This is a genomic window from Pseudomonas sp. LY-1, from assembly GCF_053502595.1.
Map to the genome: position 1 here is coordinate 1 of NZ_CP094354.1, position 21,416 is coordinate 21,416.

The 21,416-nt window shown below is 55.6% G+C and carries 19 protein-coding genes and 1 pseudogene; 10 read left to right on the forward strand and 10 right to left on the reverse strand.

Annotated features, from left to right (window positions below; genetic code table 11):
• Positions 1–867 (forward strand): replication initiation protein, encoded by an 867-nt coding sequence (locus tag MOQ67_RS30700; protein WP_011154372.1) that lies wholly within the window; start codon positions 1–3, stop codon positions 865–867.
• A 341-nt stretch (positions 868–1,208) separates the two neighbouring features.
• On the opposite strand, the gene MOQ67_RS30705 is transcribed toward MOQ67_RS30700, so the two are convergent.
• Both MOQ67_RS30705 and MOQ67_RS30710 read right to left on the reverse strand, forming a co-directional pair.
• Entirely contained in the window at positions 1,209–1,550 is a 342-nt protein-coding gene (locus MOQ67_RS30705; protein WP_016502326.1) for a hypothetical protein, read from the reverse strand.
• Positions 1,551–1,650: 100 nt separating this feature from the next.
• The gene (locus MOQ67_RS30710; RefSeq protein ID WP_172691820.1) at positions 1,651–1,971 is read right to left on the reverse strand and encodes a hypothetical protein; all 321 of its coding nucleotides are present in this window, start codon (positions 1,969–1,971) and stop codon (positions 1,651–1,653) included.
• A gap of 147 nt (positions 1,972–2,118) precedes the next feature.
• Between MOQ67_RS30710 and MOQ67_RS30715 the strand changes: the two genes are divergently transcribed.
• From MOQ67_RS30715 to MOQ67_RS30730, 4 genes are all read left to right on the forward strand, one after another.
• Positions 2,119–3,621, forward strand: a complete 1,503-nt coding sequence (locus tag MOQ67_RS30715) for a 3'-5' exonuclease (protein WP_033050535.1) — start codon at positions 2,119–2,121, stop codon at positions 3,619–3,621.
• A gap of 59 nt (positions 3,622–3,680) precedes the next feature.
• A complete protein-coding gene (locus MOQ67_RS30720) occupies positions 3,681–3,866 on the forward strand; it encodes a hypothetical protein (RefSeq protein ID WP_043094363.1) in 186 nt (61 codons plus the stop codon).
• A 198-nt stretch (positions 3,867–4,064) separates the two neighbouring features.
• Positions 4,065–5,036, forward strand: coding sequence for a DNA replication terminus site-binding protein (locus tag MOQ67_RS30725; protein ID WP_172691822.1), 972 nt, complete (start codon positions 4,065–4,067; stop codon positions 5,034–5,036).
• A 190-nt stretch (positions 5,037–5,226) separates the two neighbouring features.
• Positions 5,227–5,502, forward strand: a complete 276-nt coding sequence (locus MOQ67_RS30730) for a hypothetical protein (protein ID WP_172691823.1) — start codon at positions 5,227–5,229, stop codon at positions 5,500–5,502.
• A gap of 189 nt (positions 5,503–5,691) precedes the next feature.
• On the opposite strand, the pseudogene MOQ67_RS30735 reads toward MOQ67_RS30730, so the two are convergent.
• The 5 genes and pseudogenes from MOQ67_RS30735 to MOQ67_RS30755 form a co-directional block, all read right to left on the reverse strand.
• Positions 5,692–6,447: pseudogene (locus MOQ67_RS30735) on the reverse strand (endonuclease); the annotation flags it as partial.
• A gap of 82 nt (positions 6,448–6,529) precedes the next feature.
• On the reverse strand, positions 6,530–7,492 hold the full coding sequence (locus MOQ67_RS30740; protein ID WP_010794530.1) for an SdiA-regulated domain-containing protein: 963 nt from the start codon (positions 7,490–7,492) through the stop codon (positions 6,530–6,532).
• Positions 7,493–7,537: 45 nt separating this feature from the next.
• The gene (locus MOQ67_RS30745; protein ID WP_003090764.1) at positions 7,538–7,897 is read right to left on the reverse strand and encodes a TraR/DksA family transcriptional regulator; all 360 of its coding nucleotides are present in this window, start codon (positions 7,895–7,897) and stop codon (positions 7,538–7,540) included.
• Positions 7,897–8,736, reverse strand: a complete 840-nt coding sequence (locus MOQ67_RS30750) for a universal stress protein (RefSeq protein ID WP_026014172.1) — start codon at positions 8,734–8,736, stop codon at positions 7,897–7,899. The genes MOQ67_RS30745 and MOQ67_RS30750 overlap by 1 nt, the downstream gene beginning before the upstream one ends.
• Positions 8,737–8,844: 108 nt before the next feature.
• Positions 8,845–9,678: an APH(6)-I family aminoglycoside O-phosphotransferase gene (locus MOQ67_RS30755; protein ID WP_165886784.1), complete on the reverse strand. Its 834-nt coding sequence runs from the start codon at positions 9,676–9,678 to the stop codon at positions 8,845–8,847.
• A gap of 166 nt (positions 9,679–9,844) precedes the next feature.
• Between MOQ67_RS30755 and MOQ67_RS30760 the strand changes: the two genes are divergently transcribed.
• Genes MOQ67_RS30760 through MOQ67_RS30775 form a run of 4 tightly spaced genes read left to right on the forward strand, consistent with a single transcriptional unit; the run spans position 9,845 to position 15,020 of the window.
• Positions 9,845–11,029 (forward strand): tyrosine-type recombinase/integrase, encoded by a 1,185-nt coding sequence (locus MOQ67_RS30760; RefSeq protein ID WP_280046310.1) that lies wholly within the window; start codon positions 9,845–9,847, stop codon positions 11,027–11,029.
• A 1-nt stretch (position 11,030) separates the two neighbouring features.
• Positions 11,031–12,494, forward strand: a complete 1,464-nt coding sequence (locus MOQ67_RS30765) for a hypothetical protein (protein ID WP_280046312.1) — start codon at positions 11,031–11,033, stop codon at positions 12,492–12,494.
• A 1-nt stretch (position 12,495) separates the two neighbouring features.
• The gene (locus MOQ67_RS30770) at positions 12,496–14,613 is read left to right on the forward strand and encodes a hypothetical protein (protein ID WP_280046314.1); all 2,118 of its coding nucleotides are present in this window, start codon (positions 12,496–12,498) and stop codon (positions 14,611–14,613) included.
• 14 nt (positions 14,614–14,627) lie between these two features.
• Entirely contained in the window at positions 14,628–15,020 is a 393-nt protein-coding gene (locus tag MOQ67_RS30775) for a hypothetical protein (protein ID WP_280046316.1), read from the forward strand.
• A gap of 298 nt (positions 15,021–15,318) precedes the next feature.
• On the opposite strand, the gene aph(3'')-Ib is transcribed toward MOQ67_RS30775, so the two are convergent.
• Positions 15,319–16,122 carry an aminoglycoside O-phosphotransferase APH(3'')-Ib gene (gene aph(3'')-Ib / locus MOQ67_RS30780; protein WP_010794532.1) on the reverse strand — a complete coding sequence of 268 codons (804 nt, stop codon included), beginning with the start codon at positions 16,120–16,122 and terminating at the stop codon, positions 15,319–15,321.
• A 65-nt stretch (positions 16,123–16,187) separates the two neighbouring features.
• On the reverse strand, positions 16,188–16,802 hold the full coding sequence (locus MOQ67_RS30785) for a recombinase family protein (protein ID WP_000904906.1): 615 nt from the start codon (positions 16,800–16,802) through the stop codon (positions 16,188–16,190).
• 125 nt (positions 16,803–16,927) lie between these two features.
• Here MOQ67_RS30785 and MOQ67_RS30790 point away from each other — a divergent pair, with 125 nt between their 5' ends.
• Positions 16,928–19,813, forward strand: a complete 2,886-nt coding sequence (locus tag MOQ67_RS30790; RefSeq protein ID WP_010794533.1) for a Tn3 family transposase — start codon at positions 16,928–16,930, stop codon at positions 19,811–19,813.
• 62 nt (positions 19,814–19,875) lie between these two features.
• Here MOQ67_RS30790 and MOQ67_RS30795 read toward each other — a convergent pair whose 3' ends face one another.
• On the reverse strand, positions 19,876–21,363 hold the full coding sequence (locus tag MOQ67_RS30795) for a SulP family inorganic anion transporter (RefSeq protein WP_003090759.1): 1,488 nt from the start codon (positions 21,361–21,363) through the stop codon (positions 19,876–19,878).
• Positions 21,364–21,416 lie beyond the last annotated feature (53 nt).

A 21,416-nucleotide genomic window follows, 5' to 3' on the forward strand; every position in this document is an offset into this window, starting at 1 on the left:
ATGTCCAATTTACCCAAACCTACCAAGCCGGAACCTAAGCCGCTCCGGGTCACGAAATCCAATACGCTGATTACCGCATCGTACCGGCTGACTCTCAACGAGCAGCGATTGATCCTCGCGGCTATTAGCAAGCTCGATCCAAGAAGGCCCATGCCGAAAAAGGTGTCAGTGTCGGCCGTGGACTATTCGGATATCTACGGCGTCCAGCTCAGGCATGCCTATGAGCAGATGAAAGTGGCAGCTGATGAGTTATACGAGCGCGATATCAAGACCTTTGACGGGTCTGGAATGGAGCGAAAGCGGTGGGTTGATCGGGCCAAATACCTGGATGGTGAAGGTCGCGTTGAATTGTCGTTCACTATCCATGTCATGCCCTATCTCACGATGCTGTACAGCAAAGTGACCAGCTATGATCTACGGCGCGTTGCCTGCCTGGACTCAAGCCATTCGTTCCGGCTATTCGAGATGCTGATGCAGTTTCGGAAGACTGGATGGGCCTACATCGAGGTTGAAGCCTTGCGGGTCGCCCTTGGCTTGTCGGATGCCTATCAACGATTCAACAACCTTCGCCAGAGAGTCATAGATCCGGCAGTTGAGGAGCTGAAGACTAAGAGCAACCTGGATGTCAGCTACGAGTTGAGGAGGGAAGGGCGGAAGGTGATCGCAATCAAGTTCACCTTCTGTGACCTCGCACAGCTCCCGCTTAATCTGGAACTTGACCCTGAAGATCTTCCCCCGCTTCCTGAGTATGACCCTGCCGAAGAAAGCGAATGGCTGATCACGAAGCCTTTGGGTGAGTTGGCTGAAGCACAGGAAGCCGGTCTGCTGTTCGCTGTTTCGGCAGAGGAAGGAGAGCAACCAGATTAGCTTGCGTCGTCATCTGACGACCGTTTGTGCCTTTGTGAGCAGTGTCGCCGGTGCTGTTTTTTCCGCCTAGGTATTCGAATCGTCATTTGCCGTCCTTTTGGTGCCACTTCCACAAAAAACCCGCCTTAATGGCCAGCCGTTGGGGAAACCTGTTGAAGCAGTGCCCTAAGGTCAGGCCCCATCGGGGTTAGAAGCAGAAATCCCCAGAGAAGATATCTTCTGCTGGGGATTCCTGTTTTTTGGCTTTCAGATCAAGGCGTTGGCGATCCGTATCAACAGATTAAGCCAGCGCCTTGCCTTAATGGCGGGTTTTTCTTGGCCCGGTCTGGGGCGCGCAGTGCTCAGTAATTAGGCACAAGCGTGAAGAGGCTTCGCCGCCATTGGCATACATCCTCGCCTGATGCTCGGCCTGCATTTTTGAGCGCGTCGAAGACGCTTAGGGCAAACGACATTGCAGCCTGGTCGTCTTCGTGGAGGTCGACAATCACAACCGGAAACTGGTCGCCGTCATCAGCATCAGGTGTTGCTATGGCGACTGTCTGAATCCCCCAGGTGATGCCGTCATCGTAAGGTTCTACAACAAATCGCTTGAGCCGGCGAATCATGCCGTCACGAATCATCTGAATCAGATCGGTGCATACCGGCTCCGATTGGCGCTGCTGGAAAAGTTGGATGGCTGTCATAAGCTACGGCTCCCTTGATCTGCATTCATCCTGCCAGCAGTCCCGTAAATCCCAAACGGAATTCCCCTGGCTTTGTTCGGCATCGGATTGGCGGCGAACCCTAGCATTCTTTTTTCCCTTGGTTGGGCGTGTCATTCCCCGCGGGAGGTGGCGGAAGATCAACAAGGGAGGGAGTGGCTACGCAAAATGCTGTTTGCATGCCAGAAACATCACCGTCCCAACACTCGCATTCGGCATCCCAAGCTTCTCGATCAAAGTTGAAGATTGTCCCAAGATCAACAGTCCCATCCAGGGTGGCGTATGCCCCGCTCAAGGTTCCGTTGATCAGCACCGCGTAGCAATCGTCGCCGATTTGCAATGCTTTCCCTGGATTGGCTTCAAGAAGACGCTGATAGGAAGCAAGGGTCTCGTCGTAAGTCATGGTTGCTGCTCTGATTCCGGGTGTGAGAAGACATTGCCACCTCTCCAGGAATACCCAAATCCTGGAGAGGGCAGAGCTAGCAGCCCCCGCTTGGGTTTGTGCGTGGCTATGCAACCATGGAGGCATACCAGAACGGAGATCCAAGGGATGAACTTCACCCACGAACAGGGGCCAGCGATTAACTCGTTGGCCCGTATCGTCAAGCTTGTGGCTTTTGCTGGAACTGGGAAGACCACCACGCTTGTTGGCTATGCCAAGGCTCGGCCTCAATGCCGTCTGCTCTACCTCTGCTACAACAAAAGCGTCGAGATTGCTGCCAAGCAAAAGTTTCCGCCGAACGTGACGTGCAAAACAGCCCACGGCTTGGCTTATGCGTCGATCGGATCGAAGTACAGACACAAGCTCACGAGCAACCTGCGCCTGACCGACATCGCAAGAATTATCGGCTCACAGAACTGGGAATTGGTGCGCAGCGTGCAAGAGACGCTGAACAATTATTTGGCCAGCGCGGATGACGACATCGAGCTATGTCACTGCCCCGTCAACAAGCTCAAAACGGAGCGAATGAAGCGCGCCGCCGGCAGCATCGTAGAGGGAGCCAGGCAGCTTTGGTTGCAAATGTGCGACATCCAAAACGAGGCTGCGAATATCACTCACGACGGCTATCTCAAGCTTTGGGCACTCTCGAAACCAAATCTGCGGGATCGTTACGATATTGCGCTTGGAGACGAGGCGCAGGACATCAATCCAGTGATTGCTGGTGTGCTTGCGCAGCAGGCGGCATACGGAATGGGCGTAGTCGTTTGTGGTGATGGCCATCAGATGCTGTACCGCTTCAGGGGGGCCGTAGATGCTCTCAATGCAACCTGGCTCGACAAAGCGGAAGTCCATTACCTCACTCAGTCGTTTCGGTTCGGGTCTGCCGTTGCGCACGTCGCCAACATGGTTCTCGCGTTCAAGGGTGAATCCCGCCAACTGGCTGGGCTTGGCGGCGAGACTCGTGTTTCCAAGGCACTACCTGCTGACCTTGAACATCGCACCGTACTCTGCCGGACGGTGGTTGGAGTGATCGAGACGGCGCTGGCCAATGTAGAGACTGGTGCAAAGATCTACTGGGTTGGGGGGATCGAGGGTTACAACCTCCAGGATCTTGAAGACCTACATGCGCTATCGAAGGGGTGGCGTGACCGAGTGAAGGGGAAAAAACTCCTTCAGGAATATCCTGATTACGATCTCTACAAGCAGATTGCCGATGAAAGCCAAGACCCTGAGATGAACCGCTCGATCAAGATCATCGAGCAGTACAGCGCGGATCTCCCGGAGTTGTTTGCCAAGCTGCGGCGCAATGCGGTCACTGATGAGCTTGAAGCCACCATCACCCTCAGCACCGCGCATCGTTCGAAGGGCTTGGAGTGGGATGCGGTGCAACTGGCTGAGGATTTCACCTTCGATCCATTCAATCCAGAGAACGAAAAGGAACCATGGATTGATGAGATGAACCTCCTCTACGTCGCGTGTACCCGCGCCATGCGAGTTCTTGCTGTCAACTCGACGATGTTGGAGATCATGAAAGAATTCGTCGACCGGCGTGACGGCCGCAAGCCAAATACCCCGATGGTTTTCAGGAAGAAACAGGTGGCTGCCGCGTAGTGCTCCTCGAGCATGCTTCGACTTTTGAAAATCACCCACTGATCACAGGAGATATTTTCATGCCCATTTCCAGCGACCAGGCAGCTTTGCTTCAGCAGCTGCGGAATCAAGGCTATGTAGTCTTGCTCGTTGAGCCGAGCGAAACTGAACACATCAGTCGAGAAAGGTTGGAGAGCCGTTTGCGGGCCGATGCTGCGGATCACATTGAGGATCTGTTGTCCCTTGAGGCAGTCCAAATTCGTTGAGCTGACACGTAGCAAAAAAAAGCCCGTTTCGAACGGGTTTTTTTATGAGCGGATTTTGGGATACTCGATAATACCACCCCTTCAATCGCGAGATCGCTTTTCGCACCCTCGGCGTCGCTCCTGGTTAACATGGTGCGGAGGGGGAGGAGGGCATACGGTATAGCCGTAGTGAAGGGGTGGTATTATGAGGAATTCTAGATGACTGACGCAATTGTCTCCGCTTACGAGCGCTTGGTCGAAACCGTTGAGGCTTTCAATGAGAAGTGGCCCGCATTGGTTGTCGGCGGGATGATATGGCGCATCCCGCTCCTCACTGAACAGAGGACGCCATCTCGCATCAACGTCCAGGTACTGACAGGAACTGACGCGATCAAGGCCGCTGTAGAGGCGTTACGCGAGTTTGAGCGCGATCTCGGCCAGGCTCCAGGTACCGTGCTGCGTTTGCCGGGGTACTTTATCCTCTCCGGATCGATACTCGATGAGGGCAGGGCGGTGAACCGCTGCAAAACCGAGCTGGTAGATGCGATCGAGGCCGAGCGGGTCTCTCGCAACGTTGCAGTGAGCCGCCGCTCTAACATCATGCGCCAGGCCCTGGGGAAAAATTTCTCCCTCAACCAGCTGAAGCGCGCAATCCAGGTTTTTGATGCTGCCCCAAGACAGATCACATTCACCTGGGCCGGTCACACCTCAGGAAAAGAGCGTGTCACTGTTGGCCACGTCCGTGAGGTGCTGCTCGCCGAGGCCCATGAAAAATCTATGGCCACCGGCGAGCCGGTGGTGAATAGCCCCCAGTGGATCGATCTGCGCAGCATTGCGAATATGGCTGAAACCGATATGCTGGATGTGCCAAAGCCCATCGCTCCGCATCCGCGGGCCATGCTGTGGTTTTCCGAGCGCAGCCGGTATGACGCAATGCTGCATGCCAACCTTCCATTCTTCGTACTCGATGGGCAACCCGCTGCAAGGATCGTTGGCCTCAAGAACTTCGATAGAGACTCGCGATCAGCAAAACGACCAGACGTAAAGCAACGGTTGCCGGCACTCCCTGGGGGGCGCTTTTTCGTAGCCTCATCCACTGCGGACCCAGTTGCTCAGGAGCCCGGCGCGCCAGAGACACCTGAGGTGCTATCGACGTACCGAGAGTCAGTAAAAGGCGTCGTTGATCAGTAGACTTACCCTTTATAAACAACAGCTTAGACTTCTTATAATCTTTGTTATGTTAAATTCGGTAGCAGCCTAATAATTAGGATGCGTCCTTTAGCCTCGCGCTTTGATGCTCTACCCAAATAGCTGGTGAACCACGTACGCTCTGCTGAGGCCGCTTGCATTCCGCCAGCTGCCTGAAACGGAGATCGAGAAGATGATGATTGATGGCGTTGAGAAACGAATTGAAGCCGGCGTGAATACGGCCCTGGACATGGTTGAGGTATTGGTTGCAGCTGGCCAGCCCCTCAAAGCTGCAATTGCCACCTCGCGAATACTCACGATGGAAGTTGTCCGCGAGTCTCTGGCAAAGAACCTGGCAAACAAAAGCGGCTCGGTGATTACTCACACCTTGGCCACTACGCCAGCCCAATCTGGGCCGGTACCGGCCCAGCACACTGCAAAAACGAAACAGCATCAGACCGTTGATTGATCATCGAGGCCGGCCGGGAGATCTTTACGATACACCCGGCCAGGCACGCAATACGCGCTCCCTCACCTCACGCTTCCCGTCAGCACGGGCTGTAACGACTGCACAGCGCCCTGGAGGCTCAGGGAGGGTTAACCTGGCCCTGAGGCCCTGCGATCGGTTACAAAACCGCATATCCCCTCCGAATGGCCCTTATCGGCAGTTTCCGGCCCGTTTGAACCCCGCAGCTTCGGCGTCCGCAGCGCTCGCAAACTCTACCCGGTTCCGCATTCCGACCTTTTCATAGCTCGGGCAGCCGAATGGCAGGTGGTAAACATTGCTATTGCGGTTGCCAATCACCGGCGAAAGCACGCTGGAGGAGTATCCACCGGACACCTGGTGTTCAACTGGTTCGCTCCGAATGGCCTGTGCCATTGTACCGGCTCCCTTCACTCGCATACCGAGATTCCAGGATCTTTCACCTGTTACGAATGGGTTGCTATGCCCCATTACTCTGGCGATCCGCCGGTCACGCTCCTGTTCCCACGCGCTCACCGGGTATTGACGATCCCAGGCCATCAGCAACTGCTGTTGTGCTCTGGACATCGATAGCCCGTAACGGTCGTGCATGTAGAAGTAGATTCGGGCAACCGCTCCCTTCACCTGGTCGCGAGGTTCTGTCACGCGTTGCTGAAAATCTGTTCTGGTCGGGCAAGCGCCGTATTGCATCGGTGTTGAGGGTAAAACGCCATAGCGAAAATTGCTTCGGTCAGCATTGACCTCGCCAACACTCACCGCAAGGTTGTGCATGTCGGCTTCCATTTTGCGAAATACCGGATCGGTATCGATGCAGTTCTTGCGCCCCCCGTTCTGCCAACACTGCCGCTGGCTGCCGAAGGCGTATGCTGGCAAGACGTGCTCCCATTCGATGCGCTGCGCGCGATTCTCCTGAGCGCGGACTTCGTACCCGGGGAGCCCGCAGAATTCGGAAAAAATCGTACGCTAACAGTTCAAGCGTCCCGGCCACGCCTGACTGTAGCTTGTTGACTGGTCAATCTGTCTCGCGGGTAAAGCGATAGAACAAGTTCGGCTCGCTGACCACGTACAAATACCCTTCATCGTCGATGGTTACGCCTTCGGCTTGGGGTATACCTTTCAGCAAACCAGCAAACCCCCTCGCCAAGGAGCGGAAACTCACCACCTTGCCCTCGTCGGTCATTTCAATCAGCAGTTTCGACTCGTCGCTGAGCAGGATCAGATGGCCGCTCTGTTGATCGAATACAACCGAAGACAAGTCAGTGGCAAACACCTTGTCTTTTACTAGGTTGGACATGTCGCGGACGTGCAGGGAAACGCCTCCTTCCAGGCTGGCACGAAGGCCGCTCACTTCCAGTAATTGCCGGGGGTCACGCTCCTTGGTCACAAACAAACGATCACCTTTTAGGTCGTAGGCGAGCCCTTCAAGGCCTTTGTTGTCCTCCTTGCCAAGCGCCAAGGTTAGCGCTGAATACTGGTCTAGGCTCAATGGTCGATCAGGAGAAAGCTTACCGTATTCGTCGATGGGGATATCCACGATAACCAGGCTCTGCCGCCGCTCTTCGGCAATGACCAGTTGACCGTTGCCGGCATAGGACACCGCTTCCACGTCGTGGAAGCCATCCAGGCTGTAACGTCGCTCCACGTCACCGTCACGACTGAGGGCCAGCAGCTCGTTCGGGCCATTGGTAACCGCCCACAGCAGATTTAGGTCAGGATCGAAGGTCAGGCCCGAAAGGTTGTTGTCCACACCGGGAACCGCCTTAGCATCCAGCTCAACCCGATAGCCAGGCAGCCACACAGAGCGCTCCTGCCAATCGTCTGTGTGCCAGTGGGTCTTGATCCAAAAGTACAGACGATCATCAAGGTGATGAGTACGTACTTGGAATACGGTGAGCAACACAAGGCATACAAGCGCCCACATCCAAACACTTACTTTCCGTGTTCGGCCCAGCCAGTTTTTAGCCATCAAATACATTAGAAGCCTCGTTAAATCAGACTGACGCCACGAGCCGTGATGGTTTCAACCCGACTCGGCGCGGCTGGCACAGGTGATACACAACGGCGTGGCCGGATCGAACTCCAGACGGCCCGAGGCGATCAACTCGCCGCATTGGTTACACCAGCCATAGTCGCCCTCGTGCCAGCGCTTGAGGGCCAGTTGGAGACGGACACGTTCATGCCGTGCACGACTGCGGATCGCATCGTTCATCGCTTGTTGCTGGAGTGCGTCCATTCTCGATAGACGCCCCACCTTGCTTTGATCCAGCTCTACCGATTGCGAGCGAGACTCAGCGTCTCCCAGCAATCGATCCAGCTCGGCAGCCCGCTGTTCCAGTAGGGTCTTGAAATGGGCAAGATCGAGGGCGTCGTCCAGGCTCATTAGCGCAGCAGTAACAGCGGACTGGTGGTGGTACGGAGCATGCTGGTAGTGGTGCTGCCGACCAGGAACTGCCGGATACGTGAGTGTCCATAAGCCCCCATCACTAGCAGATCGATGCCATGCTCTTTCTGATAGGCGTGCAGGGTACGTTCTATTTCACCGCTCCGAGTCTCAGCGCGAACGGTAAATCCGGCGTTGATCAGCACTTTCTGCGCCCAGTCCAGCTGCGCGGACGCTTCGTCGTTCACGGGCCCAACCATGACCAGATGGATCGGCAGCCCCTTCAGCAGCGGGCTGGCTGCCAGCATCTCCACACCCTTGCGGGTTGTAGCGCCGCCATCGAATGCCAGCATCGCGCTCTTGGGCTTTTGGAAGTTGGCCGGGGTGACCAGGATTGGCCGGTGCATGATACGAATAACGCTTTCCAGCTGGCTTCCGACATGCTGACTCAGACCGCCACTAGACTCGCCCTGGCGACCGATAACCAGCAAGCGCGTTTCACTTTGCAGCTCTTGCAAGCTCTCCAGTAAATCGCCATGTCGCTGCTTGGACTCCGGTGCGCGCACACCATCATTCACGGCCCGTTCTTTCGCGGCTGCAAGCATGATTCGCCCTTGTTCAAGGGCCAACTTGCCGCGCTGTTCATCCAGGGAAGCAAGCTCATCAAGCAGGTGCTCGCGGCTGCCAAGGCCAATGTTGCCACTCAAATCTGCTGCAACCGGATACTGGCGCTGATCCAGCACATGCAGGAAGGTCAGCGGCGCTTCCAGGCTCAGACTGGCCCAGGCCGCGTAGTCGCAAACAGCTGGAGCCGAGGTGGAACCGTCGATACAGGCAATTAGGGGTCGTTTGCGGGAGAGGGCGAAATCCTACGCTAAGGCTTTGGCCAACGATATTCTCCGGTAAGATTGATGTGTTCCGAGGGGATAGGAGAAGTCGCTTGATATCTAGTATGACGTCTGTCGCACCTGCTTGATCGCGGCCGCGATAGCTAGATCGCGTTGCTCCTCTTCTCCATCCGCGTTCCAAGCTGCGGAAAGGCACCCATAAGCGTACGCCTGGTCGAGCAGGCGACGCGGATCGACGTCCAGCGCACGAGAGAATGCGTCCGCCATCTGTGCAATGCGTCTGGGATCGAGACAAAGGTCGTCTCTGTCAGCCGGATCGTAGAACATATTGGCGGCGCCAAAGCCCACTTCACCGACCAGACCGACGGGATCTATCACCAGCCAGCCGCGACTGGAGAACATGATGTTTTCATGATGCAGATCGCCATGTAGCCCACGCAGTTCCGAGGCATTGCTCATCATTTGATCGGCTATAATCGCCGCGTGGACGTAGTCAGTTTGACAACCTGCGTTTTGATCATCGCGCGCCCGCTGAAACAAAGCTGCAAAGCGATCCCGGATCGGGAGAAGGGCAGAAGGCAGGGGTTCCTCAGATGCGGCATACAGCTTCGCCATTAGTTCCGCTGCAATTTCGGTCGCCTGGTAGTCGCCGTGCTCGGCAACGATGTGAGAGAGCATTCGCTCCCCGGCATATTCGAGCAACATCAGATTGTTCTCACGACCGAGCAACCGGACTGCTCCCCTCCCATTGCGCCATACCAGATAGTCGGCCCCGCGCAGTTCATCAGCAATGTCTTCTATAGGTTTCAATCCCTTGACGATTGCAGGAGTCCCGTCTGGCAATGAAACTTTCCAAACGAGGCTGGAAAAGGTGTCCGCAATGAGAACAGGTTGCGAAACGTGCCAATGACAGCCAGGTTGAAATAACCGTATACATTAGACTGTAGAACACCATCAACCCCCTGATAACACAGGGGGTTTTTGGTTTACAGAGAAAAAACTGCTACCTATACTCCCCGCCCTGATATCACAGGTTCAGGGAACGTATACATTGCAAGCCATCCGAATCAGATCTTTCACCGCCACTGACGGCCTACCTATGGCTGTGCTGGTGGATGAGGACGGCTCCCCTCCTTTCCTGCCTAACGTCTATGCAACTGTCAGATACCGCGACAGAGGTGCGGCCCTGGCAACCACCGAGAAAGTCCTGCGCACCATCGGGATGGCGTATCTCTGGGCTCACGCCCGCAAGATCGACATCCACACGGCGCTTACCTCAGAAACGTTTCTGACGCTTGAGCAGTGCGAAGATCTGGCTAACTTCCTGAGGATGAGTCGAGCGGGGCAGGATGCTGATCTGAAAGCGTCGATCACTACGAAACCGCAGAAGATCATTCGACTTGAACAAGCGCGCGGGAGGATGGCAGCTGCCCAATCTCACGATCATGCCTCTGCTGCTGAAGGTGGCTATAGGATCCAGGTGCTTGCCAGGTTCCTTGAGCACCATCACGAGCGCATCTGCAATCAGGTGGTGTCAGAAGACCGGGAGGGGCTTAAAGACGCCCGTCAGAAGGCGATACGCCGACTCCGCTCCCTCGCCCCTAGAACGGGCAGCCCGCCTCAGGGAGACCCCGTGGAGGGCCTTCCTGAAGCAACGATGATCCACGTCGAGGAGATCTTCTCTAAAGAGTCGCCAAAAAACCCATTTAAAAAGGGGTTCATACAGGCGAGGAATCTCCTGATGTTCAGGATTCTTTCTGACAATGGCATGCGCAGAGATGAACTAAGGCATGTTCGGATTGACGACGTCGACTATGCTCGAAAACGCGTCAAGGTGCGAGTTTCGAAGACGCGTCCCCGAAACCTAGTCATCTCGCAAAAAACCGCAGATCTCTTTCGCGAGTTCGTGAAAGACCATTGGAGCAATGTTCCGCCACGTAAGCGAGCGCATGGCTACCTGTTCATCACTCGATCTGGAAATCAGATATCTCTTTCGGCTCTGAATCTTATCTTCCAAGTTGCTAGGGAGAGCTCAGAACTCACCCCAAATTATTTCACCCCGCACACCATGCGAAGGACTTGGAATGATCGACTGAGTCGAAAAATTGATGCGATGCCGCCTGAAAAACGCATGTCAATAGAAGAAGAAGAGAAAATTCGCAATCATAACAACGGATGGTCATTCAAATCTGACATGGCCCCCAGGTATTCCGCGAGGTCAATCAGAGAGAAAGCGGACAGGATTGCAGAAGAATTAGCGAATGAAATTGCGGACAAAGTCTAACATGGCCATCAATTCAGCACAAAAAACCAGCTTGCTCAGCGGCAGAGCCGAAGGCAACCAAAATAAGAAAACCATACTACAAGACGGTAGAAGCGTTGAAATTTCTTTAGGCGAAAAACTGGCAATTCACGATAGAGATGGCAAATCAACGCCTGTCCATTTCGATACACTGCAGAAGAACAATACGTTCCATGCAAGCTTGTTTGAGTGCTTCTCAATGACTCTTGCCACGCACAGCCTCAGTTACAATTCTACAGTTAGCAAGGCTGTGCGTGCCTGGCTCGAACATGAAAAGCTCTCCGACTGTGAGCTTATCACACTTAAAGAAATTTCGTGCATCATGGAAATTCAGCCCTCGTACAGGGCTTTCATTATCCCGATACTTCGCAGAATTAAAGAACACTCATTACCAGGGCTTTCCGACGAAGTATCGGACTTCCTTGAGAACGAGCATAAATGGGAGCAAAAAGGTGGTGGGTCTTACTATACTCTAATCACTAACGACCCTGAAAAAGGCGCGCTGACCAATCAAGAGCTTCATAGTATCCACCTTTGCCTCAATGAAGGTTATGCAAATCGCCGTGTCTCACAGCACGACTTTACACTTTGTTGGTTTTTTATCGGCACGGGGGTAAGACCTGTACAAGTAGCCAGGATGACTCGTGGAGATGTAATAATTCACGACAGAGCGGGTATGGAGGTGACGCTAAGAATCCCACTAGCCAAAGGTGAGGGCGTAGTCACCGAAGAGTATTGGATCAGGAAGGCCCCTACAGTGCTTGCTGAGTGCCTAATCACCTACCTGGATACTTATACCAACACGAATACTTCAAGCTCCGACAAGCTGTTTAGGGGCACGCCAGGGGATCTTGGCATAAAAGTAACCAGTACATTAGCTGCACTGCCTACCTATTCAGAGCGACTGGAAGGGCCTATTCACATTACCGCCTACCGCTTCCGTTACACCATGGCTACTCGCGCTCTGGCACAGGGAGCATCCGACGCTGAAGTGGCAAGGCTGCTCACACACCGAAGCACCTCTTGCATTCAGTTTTACCGAGCGTCGATGCCACAACTTCAGAAGCCTATCAGGCAGGCTCTAGGCAAAGAGATGGATTACTTTGCCAGCGCCTTTCAAGGCCGCCTGATCGAGCATCTGGATGAGGCCAGTCGTGCAGGGGACGATGACTGCGTCATTGCTGATTACCTACGACTGACAGGTGAGACTTTGGGGGCTTGTGGCACACGTGCTGAATGCCATCAACACGCTCCCATTGCCTGCCTATCTTGCCCATATTTCGAACCTTTGATCGATGCGCCTTGGGAAACTCTGATGGTCACCCTGATTGAGGATCAGGAAATCGAAACTGACCCTCGAATTCAGCAGATTAATGTCAATGCAATGGCAGCCATACAACAGATCATGGTTGTGCGAGATAGCAGGATTCATGAGGTAGTCGCATAACATGGGCGAGATAGTACATTTCGTAGGTAAGGCAGGCTTAGCTGCAAGCGCTAATCTTGAAAGCTTTATTCTTCACGCGAAAGTGAACATACCATTCACCAATATCAACTGGGATGACGATAGCTGGAACATTACCAGCTTCAAAATTGGCAAAAATCAAGGACGAACAAAAAAGATAGCTCACTTCAAATCACTGAGAGACCCATCAGGAAGCAAATCAACTGTCGAGATACCATTCGATCTGCCATTTCTCGACTTCGCGAAAGCGGCTTTCAGTGAGATCATGCGTCGCTTTCAACTTCAGGAGTTCAAGCGATACCTATATTCAATGCAGGCCATAGAGCAGGCACTCCTTAATGCTGGGCGACCCGCGTGCATCACTGCATTGGATGCGACTATTCTGGATGACGCAGCACAACTACTTCAAGAGCGCTTTAAAGATGCATGGGCTGCAGGTCGGTGCCTGGAGCGTTTGCTCACCCAGATTATTGCGCCGGCCAAAATTACGCCTGCGCCTATTGAATGGGTTTCTCCAATTCCTTATAAGCAGCCAGTCCGGACTGATCGTGTTGCGCCTAAAAACAACGACAAGGTTGTTAGCCGACTCCCAAGCGTTCAGACAATTCTTGATCTTGCTGAAATCCACCACACTAGCAAGCATATCCCCGACCGAGTCGTTACTGCGTTCGTGACACTGGCAATGTTCGCCCCTAGCCGAGCATCGGAAATATTATCACTGCCAGTCAACTGCATACGACATGTGGAAGGCGATGAAGGTTTGATGATGGGGCTAGCATGGGATCCCGCAAAAGGTGGGATGCCTCTGACAAAGTTTGCTGCATCAGAGACTTTCGAAAGGCTTGCGACCGAGACTGTCGATTTCCTACTTAGCCTTGGAGAACCTGCTAGGAAGGCTGCGCTATGGTATGCACAGAACCCTGGCCAGCTGTACCTGCCAGCAGAGTTCAAACACCTGAGAGGGAAGCCCATTACCCTCTATGAAGCATCTAAAATCATGGGGAAGGAAACAGCGATCCACTCCAGCCATGCTTCTCGCTATGGCCTAGTCAAAACAGGCGAGAAGACTAGCGATCCTGCCCGCCGCAGTGATCCGAACGGAAGTTGGGCAGGACTTTTCGAGTTTGCTTCGCTTGAGAAATATGTGCTCGACAAACTCCCGGAGATCTTTCCTACGCTGGACGGAACAACCGGACTGCAATGGCATGACGCGTTGTTCGTACTACCGGAGAACACGCTGAGCCCAACGGCGGAGTCGCTCTTAAACGTTCCTGCGGTTTTTAGCATAAATCAGATCAACAACCAGTTAGGTGCCAACCCTGGCGGTGTGACGATTTTCTCTCGAAATGGGAAAACGAACCGTGACGGCAGCCCAACAGCTATTACCACGCATGGTTTCAGGCATCTTCTGAACACCCTCGCTCAGAGTAAGCATCTGAGCGAATCTCTCATTGCATTTTGGTCTGGTCGTAAGAACGTCAAACAGAATGAATGGTACGACCATGTGCCCCAAGAGGCATTCATTGAGGCCTATCTGAAGCTTGGCGACAATGTAGGCGGCATATCTTCAGGAGAAGCGCTGAGCGAGAAGATTCAGGGGCTTATCGCGAGCCATGGGCTGACCCAGCAGGAAGCCATGGGAGTCGAGCTCGGCGCTCTCAGCGTAACGCGCTTCGGGCTCTGCAAGCATAACTACGCCCTGACGCCTTGCCCTCTCGACAAGGATTGCTCGAACTGCTCTGAGCACGTGTTTGTGAAGGGGGACAAACGCCACCAGAGAGAAGCTGAGTTTCAGTATGAGATTCATGCCAAGGCCGTTGCCGCTGCAACAGCTGCTCTAGAGGAAGGTGAGGCAGGCGCGGCCCGATGGCTGAAGCAGAACCAGCCACGTATGGAGCGTTGGGCTCTCATGCTGGAAAAGATGAATGACCCGTCCATCCCTGAGGGAACCATGATCACTTTGCCTCCGCCCGAGAATACCCAGTCCAAGACAGGGCTCGCTCACGCCGTTCGAATGATCGCCACAGACGCAGAGCCGGCTAAGCAGGACGACTTTGCTGATGAAGCCGAAGAAGCCCTCATGGCCATGGAGTTCTTCTGATGGGTGCGCCTAAGATGACCGACCAAACCATCAATCAGTCGGTATTGATGCTGGACGGATGGGCAGGAAAGCTGACCTGGGATCTCTATCTGGAGGCCCTAGCGGTAGAGGTAGGCCATCGCTACACAAAAGCTGCAATGCTGAGGCATGACCGGATCAAAGACGCTTGGGATCACGCGAAAGAGCGATGCCGTGGGACTGATGAAGCCTCAGGAAAGGCGCCAGAGATGGCACTCATGGATAGCCGCCAGCGCGAGCTCGAAGCACGTGTAGAACGCCTCACACGCGAAAACAACAGGCTCCTAGAGCAATTCGTCCGCTGGGCGCACAACGCCTCTCGGAGAGGTATGAGCCTAGAGGATCTAGATCGGCCTCTCCCGTATGTGAAAACTAAAGACCTCTCGTGAAGCATCGGCCACCTGCAAGGGTGGCCTTGTCACCCTGCTGAAGACCGGGACTGGCTCCTTCAGAGGGCTAACCTGCGATCAAACGAATCAGAATCGAGCAAAATTATGCCTCGAATTTTTGGGCAGATTGCGTATACTTTCGAGCCTCGGAAGGGGCTAACCCCTCAGAAGTATACGTTTTTTTGTAAAGCCAAGGCCTAAAAGCGCTGAAGCCCCCTACTGGTAAGGATTTGAAGAATGTATATGAATCCTACCTGGGCACTCTGCCAATGAGCAGGAAAAACAGGCGGCATGAACATCAACCCCAAGTCAGAGGGTCCAATCGCAGATAGAAGGCAAGGCGTTCGCGGTCGGGGGCTTCGATCCCCAATACATTGAATAGGACAGCGAAGGCGCGCTCTGCTTCATCTGGCGCTGCCCAGTTCTCTTCGGCGTTAGCAATCATGAGTGCCAAATCGGCATAGCGATCTGCTGTTCCGAGCCGCCCAAGGTCGATCAGACCCGTGCATTGAAGAGTTTTAGGGTCCACCATGAAGTTCGGCATGCAGGGATCACCATGGCAAACAACCATATCGGTGCGCTCTTGGTCGAGCCGCACCGGTAGCTCTCGTTCGACACGAGCCAAAAGATCGAGCTGCGGCGTACTCTTGTCCTCGTCCGGTAAGAAGTCGGGATTGACGGCATTGCGGGACACCACATCAACGGCGCGTCCGAACATTCGCGACAGCCTGCGCTCAAACGGACATTGATCAACCAATAGGCTGTGAACAGCGCCAAGTTGCTGCCCCATTGACGGCCACGCTTTGAGCAAATCCGCTCCAGACAGATCAGCCGCCGGTACTCCCGGAATTGCCGTTATCACCAAGCATGCACCCTCCTGTTCCTCCTGCCAGTTGATCACCTCGGGGCAAGCCACACCTCGACCTTTGAGCCAAATGAGGCGGTCACGCTCTCCAGCGAGCTCACCGCGGCGGGAAGCAGGTGCGATTTTCGCGAAGGCATGCCCGTCACCACGTCGAAAAACAAAATCACCAGATTCTCCGCCTCTGACAGGCAACCAGTCAGAATGCGATTCACCAAAAAAAATATTAGTTCGATTCAATGGAGGTTCCTTCAGTTTTCTGATGAAGCGCGGAGGTGGCTCAACCTGCGAAAAGAAACGAGTTGCTACGTAAGTCCGAGAACATGCTTTCCATGGTCTCTGAGCTCGCCTTTGGGACCGACATATCGGTAGAGAGTGACGCGCTCGATGCCGAGTTCCTTGCAGAGATCGGAAACTGAAGTATCGCGCTGGGCCATGGCGGCTTGCGCGAGACGCACCTGAGCTTTGGTGAGCGCGAATTTTCGTCCGCCCTTGCGACCGCGCGCTCTCGCGGAGGCGAGACCCGCCATGGTGCGCTCTCGGATCAGATCCCGCTCGAACTCGGCTAAGGTGGCGAAGATTCCGAACACCATGCGACCGGACGCAGTCGTGGTGTCGATCTGAGCGCCCTTTCCAGTCAGAACCCGCAGGCCGATCTTGCGGTCTGACAGCTCCTTCACCGTGTTGACCAGATGGGCAAGCGATCGTCCGAGGCGATCGAGCTTCCAGACCACCAGCACATCGCCGTCACGCAATGACTTGAGGCAGGCAGTCAAGCCAGGGCGATCATCACGACCGCCGGAAGCAAGATCATCATAGATATTGTCCCGTTCGACACCTGCGGCGCGCAAGGCGTCGTGCTGCAGGTCGAGAGACTGCGAGCCATCGGCTTTGGAGACGCGGGCATATCCGATCAGCATGTATCACAAACGTTGGTTTGAGGCGGCGCTTCGGCCACGATTGCATTGACCTCTGGAAATGTATCTCAACCAGCTTCATAAATAAAGCGTCTTGAACGCTATCAGATTTTGAAAAAGGAACATGTATGCCGCGTCGCGTCACTCTAACCGATCGGCAGAAAGACGCGCTGTTGCGCTTGCCGACTTCACAGACGGATTTGCTCAAGCACTATACGCTGAGTGATGAAGACCTTGGGCATATCAGGCTGCGTCGGCGCGCTCACAACAGGTTCGGCTTCGCCCTGCAATTGTGTGTCCTGCGCTATCCCGGCCGGGTGCTGGCTCCAGGCGAACTGATCCCTGCAGAGGTCATCGAATTTATCGGAGCGCAGCTTGGCCTGGGTGCCGACGATCTCGTAGACTATGCTGCCCGCGAGGAAACACGGCACGAGCATCTTGCCGAGTTACGGGGGCTCTACGGCTTCCGCACCTTCTCCGGACGTGGTGCGAGGGAGCTGAAGGAATGGTTGTTCCGAGAAGCCGAGATGGCGGTGTCGAACGAGGATATCGCCCGTCGCTTCGTAGCCGAGTGCCGACGCACCCGCACTGTCCTTCCCGCGACATCCACGATCGAGCGGCTTTGTGCCGCGGCTCTCGTCGATGCCGAGCGACGCATCGAGACGAGGATCGCCAGTCGGCTGCCTATGCCGATCCGAGAACAGTTGCTGGCATTGCTCGAGGAGACGGCTGATGATCGGGTGACCCGTTTTGTGTGGCTGCGCCAGTTCGAGCCTGGCTCGAACTCTTCGTCGGCCAACCGGCTGCTCGACCGGCTCGAATATCTGCAACGCGTCGATCTCCCCGAGGATCTGCTTGCCGGCGTTCCTGCCCATCGGGTGACTCGTCTGCGCAGGCAGGGTGAACGGTATTATGCCGACGGCATGCGCGATCTCCCGGAGGACAGGCGGCTTGCGATCTTGGCTGTTTGCGTCTCGGAATGGCAGGCGATGTTGGCCGACGCAGTGGTCGAAACCCACGACCGGATCGTCGGCCGTCTCTACCGTGCTTCGGAGCGTATTTGCCATGCAAAGGTCGCAGACGAAGCGGGGGTGGTGCGTGACACCCTGAAATCCTTCGCCGAGATCGGGGGCGCCCTGGTCGATGCACAGGATGATGGCCAGCCGCTGGGCGATGTCATCGCGAGTGGGTCAGGGTGGGACGGCTTAAAAACCCTTGTTGCAATGGCAATCAGGCTGACCGCCACCATGGCCGACGATCCGCTCAATCATGTGCTCGACGGTTATCACCGCTTCCGCCGATTCACTCCACGCATGTTGCGCCTGCTCGATCTGCGAGCTGCGCCCGTTGCACTGCCGCTTCTGGAAGCGGTGACGGTCCTTCGTACCGGTTTGAACGATGCCGCGATGACCAGCTTCTTGCGGCCCAGCTCGAAATGGCATCGCCACCTTCGGGCCCAGAGGGCTGGCGACGCTCGCCTATGGGAGATCGCGGTGCTGTTCCATCTGCGCGATGCGTTCCGCTCCGGAGATGTCTGGCTTACTAGGTCCCGGCGCTATGGCGATCTGAAACACGCACTCGTTCCGGCACAAGCCATCGCGGAAGGCGGTCGTCTCGCTGTGCCATTGCGGCCGGAGGAATGGCTGGCAGACCGGCAAGCTCGCCTCGACATGCGGTTGCGCGAGCTTGGCCGTGCCGCTCGCGCAGGCACGATCCCGGGCGGGTCGATTGAGAACGGCGTTCTGCATATCGAGAAACTCGAAGCCGCCGCGCCGACAGGCGCCGAAGATCTGGTGCTCGATCTCTACAAGCAGATCCCGCCCACGCGCATCACCGATCTCCTGCTGGAGGTGGATGCGGCGACCGGCTTCACCGAAGCGTTCACCCATCTGCGCACAGGAGCACCCTGCGCTGACCGGATCGGGCTAATGAACGTTATCTTGGCGGAAGGGATCAACCTCGGCTTGCGCAAAATGGCGGATGCGACAAACACCCACACCTTCTGGGAATTGATCCGCATTGGACGGTGGCATGTCGAGGGCGAAGCCTATGACCGGGCGCTGGCCATGGTGGTCGAGGCACAGGCAGCGTTACCCATGGCCCGGTTCTGGGGCATGGGCACGTCGGCTTCGAGCGACGGACAGTTCTTCGTCGCTACAGAGCAAGGTGAGGCCATGAACCTGGTCAACGCGAAATATGGCAATACCCCGGGCCTGAAAGCCTATAGCCACGTCTCCGACCAATATGCGCCGTTCGCAACCCAGGTGATTCCTGCAACGGCAAGCGAAGCGGCTTACATCCTCGATGGCCTGCTGATGAACGATGCTGGACGCCATATCCGCGAGCAGTTCACCGACACGGGCGGCTTCACCGATCACGTCTTTGCCGCATGTGCCATTCTCGGCTACCGGTTCGCTCCGCGCATCCGCGACCTGCCATCCAAACGGCTCTACGCGTTCAATCCGTCGGCCGCCCCGGCGCACCTGCGAGCGTTGATCGGCGGAAAGGTCAACCAAGCCATGATCGAGCGCAATTGGCCCGACATCCTGCGCATCGCCGCCACCATTGCTGCCGGGACCGTCGCGCCAAGCCAGATTCTGCGGAAACTCGCCTCCTATCCGCGGCAGAACGAGCTCGCGACAGCCCTGCGGGAAGTCGGTCGCGTCGAGCGCACCCTGTTCATGATCGACTGGATTCTGGATGCCGAACTCCAACGGCGTGCCCAGATCGGGCTCAACAAAGGCGAAGCTCATCATGCGCTGAAGCGGGCAATCAGCTTCCACCGCCGCGGTGAAATCCGCGACCGTTCCGCCGAAGGCCAGCATTACCGCATCGCCGGCATGAATCTGCTCGCCGCCATCATCATCTTCTGGAACACCATGAAGCTCGGCGAGGTCGTTGCAAACCAGAAACGCGATGGAAAGCTGCTATCGCCCGATCTCTTGGCCCATGTTTCGCCGCTCGGATGGGAACACATCAATCTCACCGGAGAATATCGCTGGCCAAAGCCTTAGCGTAGGATTCCGCCCCCTCCCGCAAACGACCCCAATTACGTGGGTCATTGTTGTTCTCCTTCTCAGTGGCCCATGAGTTGATCAATGGCGTCAGGTTTATCGTGAACACCAAAGCGATCCACGATAGTGGCGCTGGCCTCGTTTAAGCCCAGCACTTCGACTTCAGTACCTTCACGGCGGAACTTAATGACTACCTTGTCCAGGGCTGCAACAGCGGTGATATCCCAGAAGTGTGCACGATTCAGGTCGATGGTTACCTTGTTCAGGGCTTCCTTGAAGTCGAAGGCTGCGACGAACTTGTCAGCCGAGCTGAAGAACACCTGACCGGTGACGTTATAGCTACGATGCTCGCCGGCTTCGTCCAGCGAAGAACTGATCGCCATGTAATGGCCAACCTTGTTGGCGAAGAACATCGCAGCCAGTAGCACGCCGGCTAACACGCCGAAGGCCAGGTTGTGGGTGGCCACCACGACCACCACGGTGACGACCATGACAATGTTGGTCGACAACGGATGCTTCTTCAGGTTGCGCAGCGAATCCCAACTGAAGGTGCCGATGGACACCATGATCATCACTGCCACCAGCGCAGCCATTGGGATCTGCTTCAGCCAGTCGCCGAGGAAAACCACCATCAGCAGCAGAAATACGCCTGCGGCAAGAGACGACAGGCGAGAACGACCGCCGGATTTCACGTTAATGATCGACTGACCAATCATCGCGCAGCCAGCCATACCGCCGATCAGACCCGAAGCAATGTTGGCCACGCCCTGGCCCTTGCACTCGCGGTTCTTGTCACTCGGGGTGTCGGTCAGGTCGTCGACAATGGTCGCGGTCATCATCGACTCCAACAGACCGACCACAGCCAGTGCTGCCGAATAAGGAAAGATGATGGCCAGCGTCTCGAATGTCAGCGGCACATCAGGCCAGAGGAAGATCGGTAGCGTATCCGGCAGTTCACCCATATCACCGACCGTGCGGATATCCAGACCAACCGACATGGCGACGGCGGTCAGCACGATGATGCACACCAGCGGCGATGGGATGAGCTTGCCGATCTTGGGGACATAGGGGAACAGATAGATGATGCCGAGGCCTGCGGCTGTCATGGCGTAGACGTGCCAGGTGACATTAGTCAGCTCGGGCAGCTGAGCCATGAAAATCAGGATCGCCAGTGCATTGACAAAACCGGTCACCACCGAGCGCGAGACGAAGCGCATCAGCGATCCGAGCTTCAGGTAGCCAGCAGCAATTTGTAGCACGCCACATAGCAGCGTGGCGGCCAGCAGATATTCAAGACCATGGTTCTTGACCAGAGTCACCATCAGCAGTGCCATGGCACCCGTTGCGGCCGAAATCATGCCTGGGCGGCCACCGACAAAGGCGATCACCACAGCGATACAGAAAGAGGCGTAAAGGCCGACCTTAGGGTCAACGCCAGCAATGATCGAGAAGGCGATGGCTTCAGGGATTAGGGCCAGTGCGACCACAAGACCGGCGAGGATGTCGCCACGGATGTTGGATAACCAGGTTTGTTTTAACGAGTGGAGCATCAGAATTCCCAAGGCAATGGATCGCGCAGCACAGCATGGCGCAGGCCAAGTGC